At 56.2% G+C, this 17,159-nt stretch carries 16 protein-coding genes; all 16 read left to right on the top strand.

Annotated elements, in window-relative coordinates; genetic code table 11:
• Positions 1 to 94 precede the first annotated feature (94 nt).
• The 16 genes from mioC (at position 95) to pstC (ending at position 17,158) form a co-directional block, all read left to right on the top strand.
• Positions 95 to 535 carry an FMN-binding protein MioC gene (mioC, locus tag ACUXAC_RS21710; protein ID WP_016929621.1) on the top strand — a complete coding sequence of 147 codons (441 nt, stop codon included), beginning with the start codon at positions 95 to 97 and terminating at the stop codon, positions 533 to 535.
• A 381-nt stretch (positions 536 to 916) separates the two neighbouring features.
• Entirely contained in the window at positions 917 to 2,806 is a 1,890-nt protein-coding gene (gene mnmG, locus ACUXAC_RS21715; protein ID WP_060424381.1) for a tRNA uridine-5-carboxymethylaminomethyl(34) synthesis enzyme MnmG, read from the top strand.
• 138 nt (positions 2,807 to 2,944) lie between these two features.
• A complete protein-coding gene (gene rsmG, locus ACUXAC_RS21720; RefSeq protein WP_047729585.1) occupies positions 2,945 to 3,565 on the top strand; it encodes a 16S rRNA (guanine(527)-N(7))-methyltransferase RsmG in 621 nt (206 codons plus the stop codon).
• Between the two features lie 639 nt (positions 3,566 to 4,204).
• Entirely contained in the window at positions 4,205 to 4,588 is a 384-nt protein-coding gene (gene atpI, locus ACUXAC_RS21725; protein ID WP_172906150.1) for a F0F1 ATP synthase subunit I, read from the top strand.
• A 22-nt stretch (positions 4,589 to 4,610) separates the two neighbouring features.
• Positions 4,611 to 5,390, top strand: a complete 780-nt coding sequence (gene atpB, locus ACUXAC_RS21730) for a F0F1 ATP synthase subunit A (protein WP_025160299.1) — start codon at positions 4,611 to 4,613, stop codon at positions 5,388 to 5,390.
• 49 nt (positions 5,391 to 5,439) lie between these two features.
• Entirely contained in the window at positions 5,440 to 5,679 is a 240-nt protein-coding gene (gene atpE, locus ACUXAC_RS21735) for a F0F1 ATP synthase subunit C (protein WP_004093904.1), read from the top strand.
• Positions 5,680 to 5,736: 57 nt separating this feature from the next.
• Entirely contained in the window at positions 5,737 to 6,207 is a 471-nt protein-coding gene (gene atpF / locus ACUXAC_RS21740; RefSeq protein WP_004933804.1) for a F0F1 ATP synthase subunit B, read from the top strand.
• A 14-nt stretch (positions 6,208 to 6,221) separates the two neighbouring features.
• Entirely contained in the window at positions 6,222 to 6,755 is a 534-nt protein-coding gene (gene atpH / locus ACUXAC_RS21745; RefSeq protein ID WP_033649565.1) for a F0F1 ATP synthase subunit delta, read from the top strand.
• Between the two features lie 12 nt (positions 6,756 to 6,767).
• A complete protein-coding gene (gene atpA / locus ACUXAC_RS21750) occupies positions 6,768 to 8,309 on the top strand; it encodes a F0F1 ATP synthase subunit alpha (RefSeq protein WP_004933808.1) in 1,542 nt (513 codons plus the stop codon).
• Between the two features lie 59 nt (positions 8,310 to 8,368).
• Positions 8,369 to 9,232 (top strand): F0F1 ATP synthase subunit gamma, encoded by an 864-nt coding sequence (atpG, locus tag ACUXAC_RS21755; protein ID WP_004933811.1) that lies wholly within the window; start codon positions 8,369 to 8,371, stop codon positions 9,230 to 9,232.
• A 32-nt stretch (positions 9,233 to 9,264) separates the two neighbouring features.
• Positions 9,265 to 10,647: a F0F1 ATP synthase subunit beta gene (atpD, locus tag ACUXAC_RS21760; protein ID WP_004933813.1), complete on the top strand. Its 1,383-nt coding sequence runs from the start codon at positions 9,265 to 9,267 to the stop codon at positions 10,645 to 10,647.
• 20 nt (positions 10,648 to 10,667) lie between these two features.
• Entirely contained in the window at positions 10,668 to 11,087 is a 420-nt protein-coding gene (locus tag ACUXAC_RS21765) for a F0F1 ATP synthase subunit epsilon (RefSeq protein ID WP_004933814.1), read from the top strand.
• A gap of 290 nt (positions 11,088 to 11,377) precedes the next feature.
• Entirely contained in the window at positions 11,378 to 12,751 is a 1,374-nt protein-coding gene (gene glmU / locus ACUXAC_RS21770; RefSeq protein WP_060441268.1) for a bifunctional UDP-N-acetylglucosamine diphosphorylase/glucosamine-1-phosphate N-acetyltransferase GlmU, read from the top strand.
• Between the two features lie 152 nt (positions 12,752 to 12,903).
• A complete protein-coding gene (glmS, locus tag ACUXAC_RS21775; RefSeq protein ID WP_049200563.1) occupies positions 12,904 to 14,733 on the top strand; it encodes a glutamine--fructose-6-phosphate transaminase (isomerizing) in 1,830 nt (609 codons plus the stop codon).
• A gap of 336 nt (positions 14,734 to 15,069) precedes the next feature.
• Positions 15,070 to 16,110, top strand: coding sequence for a phosphate ABC transporter substrate-binding protein PstS (gene pstS, locus ACUXAC_RS21780; protein ID WP_038876034.1), 1,041 nt, complete (start codon positions 15,070 to 15,072; stop codon positions 16,108 to 16,110).
• A gap of 91 nt (positions 16,111 to 16,201) precedes the next feature.
• A complete protein-coding gene (pstC, locus tag ACUXAC_RS21785) occupies positions 16,202 to 17,158 on the top strand; it encodes a phosphate ABC transporter permease PstC (protein ID WP_004933822.1) in 957 nt (318 codons plus the stop codon).
• Position 17,159 lies beyond the last annotated feature (1 nt).

The following is a 17,159-nucleotide window of genomic DNA, read 5'->3' on the forward strand; positions in this document are numbered from 1 at the left end:
AAATTGCATACCCACATTATCCACAGGTAGATCCCAGCCGATTCACAGCGTACAATGCAGCCACTTTGAGTGAGAAGGTTGGGATCGTTGGTTCATGGCAGACATTACTCTGATCAGTGGCAGTACGCTTGGCAGCGCCGAATACGTGGCTGAACATTTGGCTGAAAAGCTGGAAGACGCGGGTTTCTCTACCGAGATGCTGCACGGCCCTGAACTGGATGAGCTGCCGTTGACCGGTCGCTGGCTGGTGGTCTCTTCCACGCACGGCGCCGGCGAACTGCCGGATAACCTTCAGCCGTTGCTGGAGCAGATCGCCGAACAACAGCCGGATCTTTCCGAGGTGCAGTTCGGCGCCGTCGGTTTGGGCAGTTCGGAATACGACACCTTCTGCGGTGCGATCAAACAGATCGACGATCTGTTGATCGCCAGAGGCGCGAAAAGGATCGGCGATCGTCTCGAGATCGACGTGACCGAACATGAAATTCCCGAGGATCCGGCCGAGGAATGGGTAAAAAACTGGATTAATTTACTCTAATTTGCCTAAAGATCGTGCGAACGATTGTGGATAACTATACTTAAAAGCAGGGTAAAAGCCGTAGTTATCCCAATAACAACCGTAGTGCGCTTTTTGTACTGTGCATAACAAGCCTTTTAGATCCCAGCTTATCTGCGTCGGGATCACCGATCATTCACAGCAAACGATCCTCCTTAATCTGCTGATCTTCATCGTGAATAGTCACTTATCCACAGAGGATCGCGATCCTAATAAGAGATCTAATAAAGAGATCTTTAAATAAAAAAGATCTTCTTTTAATTACCTACGATCCTGACCACTTGGTCGATCGTCTAAACTTGAGTAGAATCCCCCACCCCAGGGCAAATAACGATCGTTCGCAATACGGCGAGGTGCAGTTCCATGTTTTATCCAGATCAATTTGACGTCATCATCATCGGTGGTGGCCATGCAGGGACCGAGGCCGCCATGGCCGCGGCACGCATGGGACGTCAGACTTTATTATTGACACACAATATCGATACGCTGGGACAGATGTCCTGCAACCCGGCGATTGGCGGTATTGGTAAAGGGCATCTGGTTAAGGAAATTGATGCACTCGGCGGCCTGATGGCCACGGCGATCGACCATGCCGGCATCCAGTTTAGGATACTAAACGCCAGCAAAGGCCCAGCCGTTCGCGCCACCCGCGCTCAGGCGGATCGCGTACTGTATCGCCAGGCGATCCGTACCGCGTTGGAGAACCAACCCAACCTGATGATCTTCCAACAACCCGTTGAGGATCTGATCGTCGAAAACGATCGCGTAGTGGGCGCCGTCACCCAAATGGGCCTGAAATTCCGCGCCAAGGCGGTGGTATTGACCGTCGGCACTTTCCTGGACGGTAAGATCCATATTGGCCTGGAGAATTACAGCGGCGGCCGCGCCGGGGATCCTCCTTCAATCTCGCTGTCGCAGCGCCTGCGAGAACTGCCGCTGCGCGTTAACCGCTTGAAAACCGGTACGCCGCCGCGCATCGACGCTCGCACTATCGATTTCAGCGTACTGGCGCCACAACACGGCGATACGCCGGTGCCGGTATTCTCGTTCTTGGGCGATGCTAGCCAGCACCCAGAACAAATGGCGTGCTACATCACCCATACCAATGAAAAAACCCATGACGTGATCCGCAATAACCTCGATCGCAGCCCGATGTATGCCGGGATCATCGAAGGGATCGGCCCACGTTACTGCCCGTCGATCGAAGACAAGGTCATGCGCTTTGCCGATCGCAACGCGCACCAGATCTTCCTCGAACCGGAAGGCCTGACCAGCAACGAGATTTACCCTAACGGGATCTCCACCAGCCTGCCGTTCGACGTGCAGATGCAGATCGTCCGTTCGATGGAAGGCATGCAGAACGCGCGTATTATTCGCCCTGGTTACGCCATCGAGTACGATTTCTTCGATCCGCGCGATTTGAAGCCGACGCTGGAAAGCAAATTCATTCAGGGGCTGTTCTTCGCCGGCCAGATCAACGGCACTACCGGGTATGAAGAAGCCGCTGCGCAGGGCCTGCTGGCCGGTTTGAACGCCGGGCGCTTCGCCGACGAACAGGAAGGCTGGGCGCCACGTCGCGATCAGGCTTATCTGGGCGTGCTGGTGGACGATCTCAGCACCCTCGGCACCAAAGAACCGTACCGGATGTTTACCTCACGCGCCGAGTATCGTCTGATGCTGCGCGAAGACAACGCCGATCTCCGCCTGACGGAAAAAGGCCGTGAACTGGGCCTGGTGGACGATGTGCGTTGGGCGCGTTACAGCGAGAAGCTGGAGCGAATCGAACGCGAACGTCAGCGCCTGCGCGACATCTGGATGCACCCGCACGCCGAGAACGTCGAACAGGTCAATGCGCTGCTGAAAGCGCCGTTGTCGCGTGAAGCGAACGGCGAAGAGCTGCTGCGCCGCCCTGAGATGGATTACGCGCAGTTGACCGGCACCGACGTCTTCGCGCCGCCGCTGGACGACGTACAAGCTGCCGAACAGGTCGAGATCCAGGTCAAATACGAAGGCTACATCGCTCGCCAGCAGGAAGAGATCGAAAAACAGCAGCGCAACGAGAATACCGTGCTGCCGTTGGATCTCGATTACCGTCAGGTTTCGGGGCTGTCGAACGAGGTGATCGCCAAGCTGAACGATCACAAACCGAACTCCATCGGCCAGGCTTCGCGTATCTCCGGCATTACGCCGGCGGCGATCTCGATTTTGCTGATCTGGCTGAAAAAGCAGGGACTGCTGCGCCGCAGCGCATAAATCTCGCATCCAGGCGGCCGTTTGTTCATCCCGTAGCCAAACGGCCGCTGACATCACTTGCGCCCTGAATTATCATAGTCGCCTCATTGCGCCAGCTAACCATCCGCTGGTCGTTCAGCGCCTGCCAGAGGATCCGTTGTGCAAAAAAAATTAGACTCGCTGCTTGCGGCAGCAGGCATTGAGCTGCCCGATCAGCAGAAACAGCAGCTGCTGGGCTATGTCGGCATGCTGGATAAATGGAACAAGGCTTATAACCTCACGTCGGTGCGCGATCCGCAGCAAATGCTGGTGCGCCACATCCTCGACAGCATCGTGGTCAACCCGCATCTGCAGGGCTCGCGTTTTATCGATGTCGGCACTGGCCCCGGGTTGCCGGGCATTCCGCTGGCGATCGTGCGCCCGGACGCGCATTTCACGCTGCTCGACAGCCTGGGCAAGCGCGTGCGTTTCCTGCGTCAGGTGCAGCATGAGCTGGGCCTGAACAATATCGAGCCGGTGCAGAGCCGCGTTGAGGAGTTTCCGGCCGAGCCACCGTTCGATGGCGTGATCAGCCGCGCGTTCGCTTCGCTGCAGGATATGCTGTCCTGGTGCCATCATCTGCCGGCGAAAGGGCAGGGGCGTTTTTACGCGTTGAAAGGCGTGCGCCCGGATGAAGAGCTGACGCAGCTGCCTGCAGGCGTTAGCCTGGAGTCTATCGTGCGGCTGCAGGTGCCTGAACTGGAAGGCGAACGCCATCTGGTGATTCTTAAGGCAAACTGAGTTTGCTTTTGATCAAACAAGCGTGAATTAAAGGCAGTACCAGGCAGAAAGATAAGCAGGCTAATTAGTTGGCCGCTTTTTTTAGTTAATTTACTTCCTATTAACACAAAAAACGCGGCTAATTAGCGACAATAGAGTAATTGCATTTGGAAATAGTCACGTTAGCAATCATGTGCGAAAGATTGGCGTTTGCTGCTAATGTTAATTGGCTGTTGGAATATTGCCCCGCTGCTTGTCAATAAAAGGTTTTCATCGGGTATACGGATTGTTTTTGAACAGTTAACTGATAATGTTTTGATTTATATAATCTTTTGATCGCTCAAATTGCTAAAGACGGTTTGGTTGACCATCGGCTATAAATCAGGAAGGGACATTACTGTGATCGGCTTCGCGTTTCTAAACGCAACGCTGGAATAATCAGACAATTAAATGCGCCCTATTATTCCGACCGTTTTCTTGTGAAAATAGGCTGGAATAGGGAAATTTAAATAATTGTTCACCTTTTCGCTACTTATCGATTGAATTCGTTGGTATGCCCCGTATAATTTGCTCGTTTTTTGCTGCTTGACTCAGGACAGCAAAAACAGTTGTATACGTCACTCAGCATACCCCCTCTGGGGTACGGAGAGAACAAACGTCATGTCTGTGTCCCTTTACAGCGGGAAAGTCGCACGCAAACTGCTGTTTTTGCAGTTAATGACTTTTGTTCTGATCAGCGTTGCTTTCTGGCTGAAAAGCCCGGAATGGAGCGCTTCGGCGCTGGTAGGCGGTCTCGCCGCCTGGTTGCCGAGTGCAATGTTTATGCTGTTTGCCTTGCGCCATCAGGCGCAAACGCCGGCGCCCGGTAGGGTTGCCTGGTCGTTCGCCATCGGCGAGGGGCTAAAGGTCGTGATCACCATCGTTTTGCTGATCGTGGCGCTGGGGGTGTTCAAGGCGGAGTTTATACCGCTTGGCCTGACCTATTTAGCGGTGTTAGTGGTGCAGATAGTGGCACCGGCCGTGATTAACAGTTACCGAACTTAACTAAATAAGGGTAAGAGGCATCATGTCTGCAGGAGAAGTCTTGACTCCACAGGAGTATATCGGTCACCACCTGACGCAGCTTCAGGTCGGGACTGGGTTTTGGTCGATTAACCTCGACTCGATGTTTTTCTCCGTCGTCCTCGGGGCGCTCTTCCTGGTGATCTTCCGCAAAGTGGCCAAAAACGCCACCAGCGGCGTGCCGGGTAAACTGCAAACCGCCGTGGAGCTGGTGGTCGGTTTCGTCGACAGCAGCGTGCGCGATATGTACCACGGCAAGAGCAAGGTCATTGCGCCGTTGGCACTGACCGTGTTCGTCTGGGTGTTCCTGATGAACCTGATGGACCTCATCCCGGTTGACTTCCTGCCTTATCTCGGCACCCACGTTCTCGGTCTGCCTGCGCTGCGCGTCGTGCCTACCGCCGACGTGAACGTCACGCTGTCGATGGCGCTGGGCGTGTTTATCCTGATTCTGTTCTATAGCATCAAAATGAAAGGCGTTGGCGGGTTCGTTAAAGAGTTGACCATGCAGCCGTTCAACCACCCTGTATTCATTCCTATCAACCTGATTCTTGAAGGTGTCAGCCTGCTGTCCAAACCTGTTTCACTGGGTCTGCGACTGTTCGGCAACATGTATGCGGGTGAGTTGATCTTCATCCTGATTGCCGGCCTGTTGCCGTGGTGGTCACAGTGGGTCCTGAGCTTGCCTTGGGCTATCTTCCACATCCTGATCATTACGCTTCAAGCCTTTATTTTCATGGTTCTGACGATCGTCTATCTGTCGATGGCGTCTGAAGAGCACTGATTTTCTTAAAACACTTGCACTTTTAAACTGAAACAAACTGGAGACTGTCATGGAAAACCTGAGTATGGATCTGCTGTACATGGCTGCCGCTGTGATGATGGGTTTAGCGGCAATCGGTGCTGCGATCGGTATCGGCATCCTGGGTGGTAAATTCTTGGAAGGCGCTGCTCGTCAGCCTGACCTGATTCCTCTGCTGCGTACACAGTTCTTTATCGTTATGGGTCTGGTCGACGCCATCCCGATGATCGCTGTAGGTCTGGGTCTGTACGTGATGTTCGCCGTCGCGTAAGTAGAGTAACTCTCTACGACGTAACCAAACTATTAACTTTTAAAGAGGCATTGTGCTGTGAATCTTAACGCAACAATCCTCGGCCAGGCCATCGCGTTCGTTCTGTTTGTCTGGTTCTGCATGAAGTACGTATGGCCGCCGATCATGGCTGCCATCGAGAAACGTCAGAAAGAAATCGCTGACGGCCTCGCTTCCGCAGAGCGTGCCAAAAAAGATCTGGACTTAGCGCAAGCCAATGCGACCGACCAGCTGAAAACTGCTAAAGCAGAAGCTCAGGTGATCATCGAGCAAGCGAACAAACGCAAAGCTCAGATCATGGATGAAGCGAAAGCCGAAGCCGAGCAGGAACGTAACAAAATCGTGGCGCAGGCTCAGGCTGAGATCGAAGCCGAACGTAAGCGCGCTCGTGAAGAGTTGCGTAAGCAAGTCGCGATGCTGGCAATTGCCGGCGCCGAGAAGATCATCGAACGTTCCGTGGATGAAGCTGCTAACAGCGACATCGTTGATAAACTGGTCGCTGAACTGTAAGGAGGGAGGGGCTGATGTCTGAATTTGTAACTGTAGCTCGCCCCTACGCCAAAGCAGCTTTTGACTTTGCCGTTGAGCACCAAAGCGTAGAGCGCTGGCAGGAAATGCTGGCGTTTGCGGCTGAAGTCACTCGCAATGAACAGATTTCTGAACTGCTGTCTGGCGCGGTCGCGCCAGAAACGCTGTCCAAGACGTTCATCGCGGTTTGTGGCGATCGGCTCGACGAACATGGCCAGAACTTTATCCGTGTAATGGCCGAAAATGGACGTTTACTGGTTCTTCCTGCCGTGCTGCAGCAGTTCATCGAACTGCGCGCCTCGCTGGAATCCACCGTCGAAGTCGAAGTGCTCTCTGCGAGCGCGCTGAGCGACGAACAGCAGGCGAAAATCGCCGCTGCGATGGAAAAACGTCTGTCACGCAAAGTTAAGCTGAATTGCAAAATTGACAAGTCTGTACTGGCCGGCATCGTTGTTCGCGCCGGCGATATGGTGATTGATGGCAGCGTTCGCGGTCGTCTTGAACGCCTGACAGACGTCTTGCAGTCTTAAGGGGACTGGAGCATGCAACTGAATTCCACCGAAATCAGCGAACTGATCAAGCAGCGCATTGCTCAGTTCAATGTAGTGAGCGAAGCTCACAATGAAGGTACTATCGTTTCCGTCAGCGACGGGATCATCCGCGTACACGGCCTGGCCGAAGTTATGCAGGGCGAAATGATCGCGCTGCCTGGTAACCGTTACGCAATCGCATTGAACCTGGAGCGCGACTCCGTAGGTGCCGTGGTTATGGGTCCGTACGCGGATCTGGCCGAAGGCATGAAGGTTAAATGCACCGGCCGTATCCTGGAAGTTCCAGTCGGTCGTGGTCTGCTGGGCCGCGTAGTTAACACCCTGGGCGCACCAATCGACGGCAAAGGCCCGATTGAGAACGACGGCTTCTCTCCGGTAGAAGCTATCGCGCCAGGCGTTATCGAGCGTCAGTCCGTTGATCAGCCGGTTCAGACTGGCTACAAATCCGTTGACGCCATGATTCCAATCGGCCGTGGCCAGCGTGAGCTGGTGATCGGTGACCGTCAGACCGGTAAAACCGCGCTGGCGATCGATGCGATCATCAACCAACGCGACTCCGGCATCAAATGCGTTTACGTGGCTATCGGCCAGAAAGCGTCCACCATCGCTAACGTGGTGCGCAAACTGGAAGAGCACGGCGCACTGGCCAACACCATCGTGGTGGTGGCGACCGCTTCCGAATCCGCTGCACTGCAATACCTGGCGCCATACGCCGGTTGCGCAATGGGCGAATACTTCCGTGACCGTGGTGAAGATGCGCTGATCGTGTACGATGACCTGTCCAAACAGGCCGTTGCTTACCGCCAGATTTCCCTGCTGCTTCGTCGTCCGCCAGGTCGTGAAGCTTACCCAGGCGACGTATTCTACCTGCACTCCCGCTTGCTGGAGCGTGCAGCGCGCGTTAACGCCGAATACGTTGAAGCCTTCACCAAAGGTGAAGTTAAAGGCCAAACCGGTTCACTGACCGCTCTGCCGATCATTGAAACCCAGGCGGGTGACGTTTCCGCGTTCGTTCCGACCAACGTAATCTCGATTACCGATGGTCAGATCTTCCTGGAATCCAACCTGTTCAACTCCGGTATTCGTCCGGCAGTTAACCCGGGTATCTCCGTATCCCGTGTTGGTGGCGCCGCGCAGACCAAGATCATGAAGAAACTGTCCGGTGGTATCCGTACCGCGCTGGCGCAGTATCGTGAATTGGCTGCGTTCTCCCAGTTCGCCTCCGATCTGGACGACGCGACCCGCAAACAGCTGAGCCACGGTCAGAAAGTGACCGAGCTGCTGAAACAGAAACAGTATGCGCCGATGTCGGTTGCACAACAGTCTCTGGTGCTGTTTGCCGCAGAACGCGGTTACCTGAACGACGTCGAAGTCGCCAAAGTGGTGAGCTTCGAAGCCGCGCTGGTCGCCTATGCGGACCGCGAGCACGCCGAGCTGCTGAACCACATCAACCAAACTGGCAACTTCAATGATGAGATCGAGGGCAAGTTGAAAGACATCCTCGAGACCTTCAAGAAAACCCAGTCCTGGTAACGCCGAACGGTCCTGCTGTTGAAAGACAGCAGGCCGTCTGGCACTGAGGAGAAGCAGAGATGGCCGGCGCAAAAGAGATACGTAGTAAGATCGCTAGCGTGCAAAACACGCAAAAGATCACTAAAGCGATGGAAATGGTCGCCGCCTCCAAAATGCGTAAATCGCAGGATCGCATGGCGGCCAGCCGTCCTTATGCAGAGACCATGCGCAAAGTGATTGGTCACCTTGCGTTAGGGAATCTGGAGTACAAGCACCCGTACCTGGATGAGCGTGACGTTAAGCGCGTCGGGTATCTGGTGGTGTCTACTGACCGTGGTCTCTGCGGCGGCTTGAACATCAACCTGTTCAAAAAGCTGCTGGCGGAGATGAAAGCCTGGTCCGAAAAAGGCGTCGAAACCGATTTGGCGCTGATTGGCTCTAAAGCGGCCTCTTTCTTTGGTTCCGTGGGCGGCAACGTGGTTGCCCAGGTGACCGGCATGGGGGACAAACCTTCCCTGTCGGATCTGATCGGGCCGGTGAAAGTGATGCTGCAGGCCTACGACGAAGGTCGTTTGGACAAGCTGTACATTGTCAGCAACAAATTTGTTAATACGATGTCCCAAGAGCCACAGGTGCTTCAGCTGCTGCCGTTACCGCCAGCCGATGACGAAGAGCTGAAGAAAACGCCTTGGGATTACCTGTATGAACCCGATCCAAAAGTGCTGCTTGATACCTTGCTGCGCCGCTATGTGGAGTCGCAGGTTTATCAGGGCGTCGTGGAAAACCTGGCCAGCGAGCAGGCCGCACGAATGGTCGCGATGAAAGCCGCAACCGATAACGGCGGTAGCCTGATCAAAGAGCTGCAGTTGGTATACAACAAGGCGCGTCAGGCCAGCATCACTCAGGAACTCACCGAGATCGTTTCGGGAGCCTCCGCGGTTTAAGCTAGGTTTACGAATTACGTAGAGGATTCAAGATGGCTACTGGAAAGATTATCCAGGTAATCGGCGCCGTGGTGGACGTCGAGTTCCCTCAGGATGCCGTACCAAAAGTGTACGATGCCCTTGAGGTAGAAAACGGCACCGAAAAACTGGTGTTGGAAGTTCAGCAACAGCTGGGCGGTGGCGTGGTTCGCTGTATCGCAATGGGGACCTCCGACGGTCTGCGTCGCGGTCTGAAAGTGAACAACCTGGACCACCCGATTGAAGTGCCGGTGGGTAAAGCTACCCTGGGCCGTATCATGAACGTATTGGGTCAACCAATCGACATGAAAGGCGACATCGGCGAAGAAGAGCGTTGGGCGATTCACCGCGCGGCGCCAAGCTACGAAGAGCTGTCCAGCTCCCAGGAACTGCTGGAAACCGGTATCAAGGTAATGGACCTGATTTGTCCATTCGCCAAGGGCGGTAAAGTCGGTCTGTTCGGCGGTGCGGGCGTGGGTAAAACCGTAAACATGATGGAGCTGATCCGTAACATCGCGATCGAGCACTCCGGTTATTCCGTGTTTGCGGGCGTGGGCGAGCGTACTCGTGAGGGTAACGACTTCTACCACGAAATGACCGACTCCAACGTTCTGGACAAAGTATCCCTGGTTTACGGCCAGATGAACGAGCCACCAGGTAACCGTCTGCGCGTTGCGCTGACCGGTCTGACCATGGCGGAGAAATTCCGTGACGAAGGCCGTGACGTTCTGCTGTTCGTTGACAACATCTACCGTTACACCCTGGCCGGTACCGAAGTGTCCGCACTTCTGGGCCGTATGCCATCCGCGGTAGGTTATCAGCCAACGCTGGCGGAAGAGATGGGCGTTCTGCAAGAACGTATCACCTCGACCAAGACCGGTTCCATCACTTCCGTACAGGCCGTTTACGTTCCTGCGGATGACTTGACTGACCCGTCACCAGCCACCACCTTTGCGCACTTGGACGCAACCGTGGTACTGAGCCGTAACATCGCTTCTCTGGGTATCTACCCGGCCGTTGACCCGCTGGATTCCACCAGCCGTCAGCTGGATCCGCTGGTTGTTGGCCAGGAGCACTACGACGTAGCGCGTGGCGTGCAGTCCATTCTGCAACGCTACCAGGAACTGAAAGATATCATCGCGATCCTGGGTATGGACGAGCTGTCTGAAGAAGACAAACTGGTCGTATCCCGTGCGCGTAAGATCCAACGCTTCCTGTCTCAGCCGTTCTTCGTGGCAGAAGTCTTCACCGGTTCTCCGGGCAAGTTCGTATCGCTGAAAGACACCATCCGTGGTTTCAAAGGCATTATGGACGGCGACTATGACCACCTGCCGGAGCAGGCGTTCTACATGGTTGGCACCATTGAAGAAGCAGTGGAAAAAGCCAAGAAACTGTAACGCCTTGAGAGGAGGGTGATATGGCTATGACTTACCATCTGGATGTAGTCAGCGCGGAAAAACAGATGTTTTCCGGCCTGGTGCAGAAGATCCAGGTGACAGGCAGCGAAGGTGAACTGGGGATCTTCCCTGGCCATGCGCCGCTGCTGACTGCCATCAAGCCTGGCATGGTGCGTATTGTTAAGCAGCACGGTGAAGAAGAGTTCATCTACCTGTCCGGCGGCATCCTCGAGGTGCAGCCGAGCGTGGTTACCGTGCTGGCGGACACTGCTATCCGTGGTACTGACCTCGACGAAGCGAGAGCGTTGGAAGCTAAGCGTAAAGCTGAAGAACACATTCGCAGCTCTCATGGCGATGTCGACTATGCTCAGGCATCCGCTGAACTGGCGAAAGCGATCGCAAAACTGCGCGTTATCGAGCTCACCAGAAAAGCGATGTAATGTTTGGGTGCCTGGCACCCAACTTTAAGAAAGCGGCCTATAGGGTCGCTTTTTTTTTACTTTAAAATAAGCATTGCAGCCCGGCGGACAGTGTGGTGTATAACCCCTGATATCGGGAAATAAACGTCGCCGATCGCCGACAGTTTTTTCGTCCCGACGCCGAATTGGCCGCGATAGCGGCAGGCCAAGGCCCACGCGGTCTGCACCGGGTTCGTGCAGAGAAATATGTAGTAATATCGTCGCTAAACGGTTTTACTTTCGTCTATCAAAATGGAGTTATCAGGTTGCTTATGTCGAACAGCGCAATGAGCGTGGTTATCCTCGCCGCGGGCAAGGGAACACGCATGTATTCCGATCTTCCCAAGGTCTTACATCCGTTGGCCGGCAAGCCGATGGTGCAACACGTCATTGATGCCGCGATGAAACTGGGCGCGCAACATGTCCACCTGGTATACGGCCACGGCGGCGATCTGCTGAAGAGTACGTTGACTGACGGCGCGCTGAACTGGGTGCTGCAGGCCGAGCAACTGGGTACCGGCCATGCGATGCAGCAGGCCGCGCCGCACTTTGCCGACGATGAAGACGTGCTGATGCTGTACGGTGACGTGCCGTTGATCTCCGTGGATACGCTGCAACGCCTGCTGGCGGCCAAGCCGCAGGGCGGTATCGGGCTGCTGACGGTCAAGCTGGACGATCCGAGCGGTTACGGGCGCATCGTGCGCGAGCAGGGCAACGTGGTGGGCATCGTCGAACACAAGGATGCCAGCGAGGCGCAGCGCCAGATTAACGAGATCAATACCGGCATCCTGGTGGCGAACGGGCGCGATCTGAAGCGCTGGCTGGGGATGTTGAATAACGACAACGCACAGGGTGAGTTCTACATCACCGATATCATTGCGTTGGCCCATGCCGACGGCAAGAAAATCGAAACCGTGCACCCGTTGCGCCTGAGTGAAGTGGAAGGCGTGAACAACCGCCTGCAGCTGGCGACCCTGGAGCGCGTCTTCCAGTCGGAACAGTCTGAAAAGCTGCTGTTAGCCGGCGTGATGTTGCTGGATCCGGCGCGTTTCGATCTGCGCGGGGAACTTGTTCACGGCCGCGACATCACTATTGATGCGAATGTGATTATCGAAGGTCACGTCAAGCTGGGCGACCGGGTGAAAATCGGCGCCGGCTGCGTGCTGAAAAACTGCGTGATTGGCGATGACTGCGAGATCAGCCCTTACAGCGTGCTGGAGGACAGCGTGCTGGAAGCCGACTGCACCGTGGGGCCGTTCGCCCGCCTGCGCCCAGGCGCGGAGCTGGCGGCAGGGGCTCACGTCGGCAACTTTGTGGAAATGAAAAAGGCGCGTCTGGGTAAAGGCTCCAAGGCCGGCCACCTCAGCTATCTGGGCGATGCCGAAATTGGCGATGACGTGAATATCGGCGCCGGCACCATCACCTGCAACTACGATGGCGCCAACAAGCACAAGACGGTGATCGGCGACGGCGTATTCGTCGGTTCCGATACACAGCTGGTGGCGCCGGTGTCGGTCGGCAAAGGCTCCACCATCGCCGCCGGCACCACGGTGACGCGCGATATAGCCGAGAACGAACTGGTGCTGAGCCGCGTCAAGCAGGTGCACATTCAGGGCTGGCAACGTCCGGTGAAGAAGAAGTCATAGTGTGTTTTGCGTTGGGCTCCGTTCACGAGCCCAATACAAAACATAATAACCCCCACCATCTACAGGCTCGGGGGGCGCACGGTAAAAACCGGCAAAAATCAGGTCAAGGCATCGAAAGCGCCCATGAAGGGCGTTCATTAGGAATATAACTGATGTGTGGAATTGTAGGCGCAGTAGCGCAACGTGATATCGCAGAAATCCTGTTGGAAGGTTTACGTCGTCTTGAGTACCGCGGTTATGACTCCGCCGGTCTGGCAGTGGTCGACGAAAAAGGCAACGTCAGCCGCCTGCGCCGCGTAGGCAAGGTGCAAAAACTGGCCGAAGCGGCGGAGCAGACCGATCTGCACGGCGGTACCGGCATCGCTCACACCCGTTGGGCAACGCACGGTGAACCGACCGAGGCGAACGCGCACCCGCATGTTTCCGACTACATTACCGTGGTGCATAACGGCATCATCGAAAACCACGAACCGCTGCGCGAACTGCTGATCGAACGCGGTTATCGCTTCAGCTCCGAAACCGACACCGAAGTGATTGCGCACCTGGTGCACTGGGAACAACTGCAGGGCGGTACGCTGCTGGAAGTGGTTCAGCGCGTGATCCCACAGCTGCGCGGCGCCTACGGCACCGTGGTGATGGACAGCCGCGATCCGAGCGTATTGGTCGCGGCGCGCTCCGGCAGCCCGCTGGTTATCGGCCGCGGCGTCGGGGAAAACTTCATCGCTTCCGACCAGCTGGCGCTGCTGCCGGTCACCCGCCGCTTCATCTTCCTGGAAGAAGGCGACGTGGTGGAAGTGACTCGCCGCACCGTCAACATCTTCGACAAGCAGGGCAACGCCATCGAGCGCCCTGAGATCGAATCCCAGGTGCAGTATGACGCCGGCGACAAAGGCGCTTACCGCCACTACATGCAAAAAGAGATCTACGAACAGCCGCTGGCGCTGAAAAACACCCTGGAAGGGCGTTTCAGCCATGGCCAAATCAACCTGAGCGAGCTGGGCCCGCGCGCCGATGAGCTGTTGGCCAAGGTGCAGCACGTGCAGATCATCGCCTGTGGCACTTCTTACCACTCCGGTATGGTGGCGCGTTACTGGTTCGAAGCGCTGGCCGGCGTGCCGTGCGACGTCGAGATCGCCTCCGAGTTCCGTTACCGCAAATCGGCGGTGCGTCCGGGCAGCCTGATCATCACCCTGTCGCAGTCCGGCGAAACCGCCGATACCCTGGCGGCGCTGCGCCTGTCCAAAGAGCTGGGTTATCTCGGTTCGCTGGCCGTTTGTAACGTTGCGGGCTCTTCGCTGGTGCGCGAATCCGATCTGGCATTGATGACCAAGGCCGGCACGGAAATCGGCGTAGCCTCGACCAAGGCCTTCACCACGCAGCTCACCGTGCTGCTGATGCTGGTGGCGCGCCTGGGCCGCCTGAAAGGCATGGCAGAAAGCGTGGAGCAGGAGATCGTGCACGGCCTGCAGGCGCTGCCGGCGCGCATCGAGCAGATGCTGTCGATGGATAAAGAGATCGAAGCGCTGGCGGAAGGCTTCTCCGACAAGCACCATGCGCTGTTCCTCGGCCGCGGCGATCAGTATCCGATCGCCATGGAAGGGGCGCTGAAGCTGAAAGAGATCTCCTATATTCATGCCGAAGCTTATGCGGCGGGCGAGCTGAAACACGGCCCGCTGGCGCTGATCGACGCCGATATGCCGGTGATTGTGGTGGCGCCGAACAACGAACTGCTGGAAAAGCTGAAGTCCAACATTGAAGAAGTGCGCGCGCGCGGCGGCCAGCTGTATGTGTTCGCCGATCAGGACGCTGGCTTCGTCAGCAGCGAAGGCATGACCATCATTCCTCTGCCGCACGTCGAGGAAATCGTGGCGCCGATCTTCTACACCGTGCCGTTGCAGCTGCTGTCTTACCACGTGGCGCTGATCAAAGGCACCGACGTTGACCAGCCGCGCAACCTGGCGAAGTCTGTCACCGTAGAGTAATCTGCCGCAGGTAAACTGCAAAAGCCGGCCTTAGCGCCGGCTTTTTTCATGAGTAACGCGAAAGATGACAGCGGCGCCGATTCAGGGATAAACGTTGTCATATTCAAGCGGATAGGGCGTGGCCAAACGGTTTTTTTATTGCTTGGCTATTGCGCTGTTTTTGATTTAACAAGTTGATTTTTATATAAATCACCACCCCTCAAATGCACTGTAATATAACTGTCATATTGCGTACATTTTTCTGTCACCAAACTGTCCTATTTTCCCTCCTGCAGCAATACTTACTCTGATTAAAACGACTCGAAGTCGATTTTAAATATCCCATTAGGAGGGATTATGAAACTGATGCGTACCACCGTCGCCAGTATTGTGGCAGCGACCTTCTCCCTGACCGCCGTGTCCGCGTTCGCTGCTGCCAGCCTGACCGGTGCAGGTGCGACATTCCCCGCTCCGGTTTACGCCAAGTGGGCAGATTCTTATCAGAAAGAAACCGGCAACAAAGTTAACTATCAGGGCATCGGCTCCTCTGGCGGCGTGAAGCAAATCGTGGCCAACACCGTTGACTTTGGCGCCTCCGACGCCCCGCTGTCTGACGACAAGCTGGCGGCCGACGGCCTGTTCCAGTTCCCGACCGTGATTGGCGGCGTGGTGCTGGCCGTGAATATCCCGGGCATTAAATCCGGCGAACTGACTCTGGACGGTAAAACCCTGGGCGATATCTACCTGGGCAACGTCAAAAAATGGAACGACCCGGCTATCACCAAGCTGAACCCTGGCGTGAAACTGCCTGACCAGAACATCGCCGTGGTGCGCCGCGCCGATGGTTCCGGCACCTCGTTCGTGTTCACCAGCTACCTGTCCAAGGCCAACGCGCAGTGGAAAGAAAAGATTGGCGCCGGTTCTACCGTTAACTGGCCGACCGGTCTGGGCGGCAAAGGCAACGACGGCATCGCCGCCTTCGTTCAGCGTCTGCCAGGCTCTATCGGCTACGTAGAATACGCTTACGCCAAGCAGAACAACCTGGCTTACACCAAGCTGGTTTCCGCCGACGGCAAACCGGTCAGCCCGACTGAAGAGAGCTTCAGCAACGCGGCCAAAGGCGTGGATTGGAGCAAGACCTTCGCTCAGGATCTGACTGACCAGAAAGGCGACAACGTGTGGCCAATCACCTCCACCACCTTCATCCTGGTGCACAAAGAGCAGAAAAACCCTGCTCAGGGCGCCGAAGTGCTGAAGTTCTTCGACTGGGCTTACAAAACCGGCGGCAAACAGGCTAACGAGCTGGATTACGCCACCCTGCCGAAAGAAGTGGTTGAGCAGGTGCGCGCGGCCTGGAAAACCAACGTAAAAGACAGTTCAGGTAAAGCGCTGTACTAACAACGCAGGGGCGCGGGCTCGCCGCGCCCCACACAGTTCTTCAGGCTCCGATCCCGGTTGGGGCTGCCAGGGTTCAAACAGAGAGTAATCTATGGCTGAGTACAAGCCGACCATCAAAGCACCGGGCAAAAACGGTGACATCATTTTCAGCGCGCTGGTGAGACTGGCTGCGCTGATTACCCTATTGTTGCTGGGCGGCATTATCGTTTCGCTGATCTTCGCCTCCTGGCCAAGCATGCAGAAATTCGGCTTCGCTTTCCTGTGGACCAAAGAGTGGGACGCGCCGGCGGAGCAGTTCGGCGCGCTGGTGCCGATCTACGGTACCGTGGTCACCTCGCTTATCGCGCTGATCATCGCCGTGCCGGTGAGCTTCGGCATCGCGTTGTTCCTGACCGAACTGGCGCCGAACTGGTTGAAGCGGCCGCTGGGCATCGCCATTGAGCTGCTGGCGGCCATCCCGAGCATCGTCTACGGCATGTGGGGCCTGTTCGTGTTCGCCCCGCTGTTCGCCGAATACTTCCAGACGCCGGTGGGCGAAGTGCTGTCGGGCATTCCGATCGTCGGCGAGCTGTTCTCCGGCCCGGCCTTCGGCATCGGCATTCTGGCCGCCGGGGTGATCCTGGCGATCATGATCATTCCTTACATCGCCGCGGTCATGCGCGACGTGTTCGAACAGACGCCGGTGATGATGAAAGAGTCGGCCTACGGCATCGGTTGCACCACCTGGGAAGTCATCTGGCGCATCGTGCTGCCGTTCACCAAAAACGGCGTCATCGGCGGCGTGATGTTGGGCCTGGGCCGCGCGCTGGGGGAAACCATGGCGGTGACCTTTATCATCGGTAACACCTACCAGCTCGACAGCGCTTCGCTGTACATGCCGGGCAACAGTATCACCTCGGCGCTGGCCAACGAATTCGCCGAAGCCGAGTCCGGCGTGCACACCGCCGCGTTGATGGAGCTGGGCCTGATTCTGTTTGTTATCACCTTTATCGTGCTGGCGCTGTCGAAACTGATGATCATGCGTCTGGCCAAGAATGAGGGGCGTTAAC

The sequence above is a fragment of the Serratia sp. 121840015-1 genome (assembly GCF_053627655.1).

Excerpts from the sequence above, each read along its gene's own strand:
- atpG (WP_004933811.1), top strand. The coding sequence starts at position 8,369 with ATGGCCGGCGCAAAAGAGATACGTAGTAAGATCGCTAGCGTGCAAAAC.
- atpB (WP_025160299.1), top strand. The coding sequence starts at position 4,611 with ATGTCTGCAGGAGAAGTCTTGACTCCACAGGAGTATATCGGTCACCAC.
- mioC (WP_016929621.1), top strand. The coding sequence starts at position 95 with ATGGCAGACATTACTCTGATCAGTGGCAGTACGCTTGGCAGCGCCGAA.
- mnmG (WP_060424381.1), top strand. The coding sequence starts at position 917 with ATGTTTTATCCAGATCAATTTGACGTCATCATCATCGGTGGTGGCCAT.
- pstC (WP_004933822.1), top strand. The coding sequence starts at position 16,202 with ATGGCTGAGTACAAGCCGACCATCAAAGCACCGGGCAAAAACGGTGAC.
- atpE (WP_004093904.1), top strand. The coding sequence starts at position 5,440 with ATGGAAAACCTGAGTATGGATCTGCTGTACATGGCTGCCGCTGTGATG.
- pstS (WP_038876034.1), top strand. The coding sequence starts at position 15,070 with ATGAAACTGATGCGTACCACCGTCGCCAGTATTGTGGCAGCGACCTTC.
- ACUXAC_RS21765 (WP_004933814.1), top strand. The coding sequence starts at position 10,668 with ATGGCTATGACTTACCATCTGGATGTAGTCAGCGCGGAAAAACAGATG.
- atpH (WP_033649565.1), top strand. The coding sequence starts at position 6,222 with ATGTCTGAATTTGTAACTGTAGCTCGCCCCTACGCCAAAGCAGCTTTT.
- atpD (WP_004933813.1), top strand. The coding sequence starts at position 9,265 with ATGGCTACTGGAAAGATTATCCAGGTAATCGGCGCCGTGGTGGACGTC.
- atpI (WP_172906150.1), top strand. The coding sequence starts at position 4,205 with ATGTCTGTGTCCCTTTACAGCGGGAAAGTCGCACGCAAACTGCTGTTT.
- glmU (WP_060441268.1), top strand. The coding sequence starts at position 11,378 with ATGTCGAACAGCGCAATGAGCGTGGTTATCCTCGCCGCGGGCAAGGGA.
- atpA (WP_004933808.1), top strand. The coding sequence starts at position 6,768 with ATGCAACTGAATTCCACCGAAATCAGCGAACTGATCAAGCAGCGCATT.
- glmS (WP_049200563.1), top strand. The coding sequence starts at position 12,904 with ATGTGTGGAATTGTAGGCGCAGTAGCGCAACGTGATATCGCAGAAATC.